This window comes from Roseitalea sp., assembly GCF_984466335.1.
In genome coordinates this window covers 1-2,827 of record NZ_CFIFWG010000235.1, presented here as the reverse complement: position 1 = coordinate 2,827, position 2,827 = coordinate 1, and the positions used below count along the sequence as shown (strand labels likewise).

Here is a 2,827-nt window from a genome sequence, read left to right as displayed (position 1 = left end):
CTGGTTGGGCGTGCGCGCCGTGATGGTCCGCTTGCGCGTGGCGATCCGCGCGGCGGCGAGCCGGCCGGCTCCGTCCATCGTCGGCAAGAGGAGCTGATCGTCGGCGGCCACCGCCATGCGCAACGCGCCCTCCACGTCGGACGATTCGGGCTCCCCGCCGCCCTCCTCGATCCGGTCATAGAGCCAGTCGAGCGCCCGGCGCGCCTGTTCGGTGGCCATCGGCTCGCCCTTGATCGTCACCTGGTTGCCCCGCGCCCGCACATCGATGCCGAGCCTTTGTTCGATCAGCGCCAGGTTCTGGTCGAACTGGCCGAACAGAGCGCGCGCGTGATGGTTGTTGTCGAAGGTCATGACGATATGAGCCAGATCGGAAGCACCATGCGGCGCGACGTGCGTTTTGGCACCGGTTTGCGTCGTCAAGCGGTCTGCCCTGCCCTTGCTTTCAAGCCGCGCGGCGGCGGCGCGCCGCCTGTGCCGAGATCAGGCTGTTGGTCGAGGCCCGCTCGATTCGCACGGCGGCAATGTCGCCGATCTTTCCGACAGTTTCATCACAGATGACCGGCTGGAGGAAGGGCGAACGCCCGACAAGCTGGCCCGGCTCCCGGCCCGGCTTTTCGAGCAGCACCGAAACCTGTTTGCCCACAAGGCTTTGCATGAAGGCCGCCTGCTGCTCGGCCAGAAGCGCCTGGAGACGATGAAGGCGCTCCGACTTGACCCGTTCGTCCACATGGCCGTCCATCGTCGCGCCCGGCGTGCCCGGACGAGGCGAATATTTGAACGAGAAGGCCTGCGCGTAGGCCACCTGGCGAACGAGCATCAGCGTGTCCTCGAAATCGGCGTCGGTCTCGCCGGGAAAGCCGACGATGAAATCGCCCGAAAGCGCAATGTCCGGCCGCGCCCGCCGGATGCGGTCGATCAGGCGGCGATAGTCGTCGGCCGTGTGCTTGCGGTTCATGGCCTTCAGGATGCGGTCAGAGCCCGCCTGCACCGGCAGGTGCAGATAGGGCATCAGCATGTCGAGGTCGCGATGGGCGGCGATCAGCGCATCGTCCATGTCGCGCGGATGGCTGGTGGTGTAGCGCAGCCGGGCGAGCCCTTCGATCCGCGCCAGTTCGCGCAGCAATTCACCCAGCCCCCAGGGACGGCCGTCCGGCCCCTCGCCGTGCCAGGCATTGACGTTCTGGCCGAGCAGCGTGATCTCGCGCACGCCGGCGGCGACCAGCCCGCGCGCCTCGGCGACGATCTGCGCGACCGGGCGCGACACTTCCGCGCCGCGCGTATAGGGCACGACGCAGAAGGTGCAGAACTTGTCGCAGCCTTCCTGCACGGTCAGGAACGCGGCGACGCCGCGGCTCCGCACGGCGCGTTTTTGCTGCTTTGGCAGATGTTCGAACTTGTCCTCGACCGCGAACTCGGTCTCGACAACCTTTTCGCCACCGCGCGCGCGGGCGACGACATCGGGCAGGCGGTGATAGGTGGTCGGGCCGATCACGAAGTCGACGGCCGGGGCGCGGGCGATCATCTCGCGGCCCTCGGCCTGGGCGACGCAGCCGGCGACGCCGATCATCATGTCGGCGCCGGTCTTGCGGCGCCTGTCGCGCAACTGCCGCAGCCGGCCGATCTCCGAATAGACCTTCTCGGCCGCCTTCTCGCGGATGTGGCAGGTGTTGAGCAGCACCATGTCGGCATCGTCCGGCGTTTCGGTCTCGACGAAGCCGTCGCGCGCCAGCGCATCGGCCATGCGCTGGCTGTCATAGACGTTCATCTGGCAGCCATAGGTCTTCACGAAGACCTTGCGAGGATTGTCGACGGTGCGGTCCGGCGCGGTTTCAGCTTTGCTCATGGGCGGTGTTTAGCGGTTTTTCGGGTGCCGCGAAAGCCGGGTCCCGGCCGAGCAGGAGCGCCGACATCATGGCGCGCACGGCGTTTTCGGACTCGGCGGCGAGCTGCTTGCGGTCTGTCTGGGCCGTCACCCGGATGGGGTCCGCAAAGCCGACGGCAATGTCGATGCGCCCTTCGCGCAGAACGCGGCCCAGATGGGCGGCCATGCCGACATCGCCGGGCCAGGCGGCGAGCTGGCGTCCCCGGCGGCCAAGCGGAATGCCGTCGGCCCCGACATAGGCGATGGCGACGGGCTGGACCCATTTGTCGCCCGCCTCGCCGCCGCCCATGCCGAGCGCGCCGAACAGGGCCGATTTGAACGGCAGGACGAAGTTGCCGCAGGACGTGGTGCCCTCGGCGAACAGGACCATGGCGTCGCCGTCGGCGAGCCGTCCGGCGATCGCCTGCGCCTGCGCGCGCGTGCTGGCGCGGGCATTGCGGGCGACGAAGACCGAATCCTGCAAGCGTGCCAGGTGCCCAAAGACGGGCCACGTGCCGACCTCCTCCTTGGCGATGAAGCTGACCGGGGCGATCGCGCCGAGCGCGACGATGTCGAGCCACGATCCATGGTTGGCGGCGATCAGCACGCCGTGGTCGGCGGTCGTCGCCAGGCGGCCATGCACGCGGATGCGCAAGCCCATCGCGCGCGCCGCAAGGCGATGCCAGGTGCGCGCCGTCGTCTTGCGCAGCGGCCAGCGCCGCCAGCGGGCGAGCATGTGGACCGGAAGGAGCACGATCGAGATCGCCAGCACCTGGAGGACGACGAACGCGCCGCGCAAACGGTCCATCAGCGCCTCTTGCGGACGGGCGCCACGTCGCGGCGCATGACGAGCGCGCCGCCGCGCCCGCCGTTCCGGCCGCGATAATAGTCCGGCCGGCCGCCGACGACGGCAAAGCCCAGCCTGCGGTAGAGCGCGCGGGCGGGAGGGTTTGCTTCGTCGACTTC

2 protein-coding genes and 1 pseudogene are annotated in these 2,827 nt (G+C 69.0%); all 3 read right to left on the bottom strand.

Annotated features, from left to right (window positions below; translation table 11 throughout):
• Positions 1-420, bottom strand: a pseudogene (locus AC5E6L_RS14930) (PhoH family protein); the annotation flags it as partial.
• Positions 421-442: 22 nt separating this feature from the next.
• Positions 443-1,843 (bottom strand): tRNA (N6-isopentenyl adenosine(37)-C2)-methylthiotransferase MiaB, encoded by a 1,401-nt coding sequence (gene miaB / locus AC5E6L_RS14925; RefSeq protein WP_491774356.1) that lies wholly within the window; start codon positions 1,841-1,843, stop codon positions 443-445.
• Positions 1,830-2,669, bottom strand: coding sequence for a lyso-ornithine lipid O-acyltransferase (olsA, locus tag AC5E6L_RS14920; protein WP_491774354.1), 840 nt, complete (start codon positions 2,667-2,669; stop codon positions 1,830-1,832). The genes miaB and olsA overlap by 14 nt, the downstream gene beginning before the upstream one ends.
• Positions 2,670-2,827 lie beyond the last annotated feature (158 nt).

What these genes read in the sequence shown, in the direction of transcription:
- olsA (WP_491774354.1), bottom strand. Translation starts at nt 2,669, where the DNA reads ATGGACCGTTTGCGCGGCGCGTTCGTCGTCCTCCAGGTGCTGGCGATC.
- miaB (WP_491774356.1), bottom strand. Translation starts at nt 1,843, where the DNA reads ATGAGCAAAGCTGAAACCGCGCCGGACCGCACCGTCGACAATCCTCGC.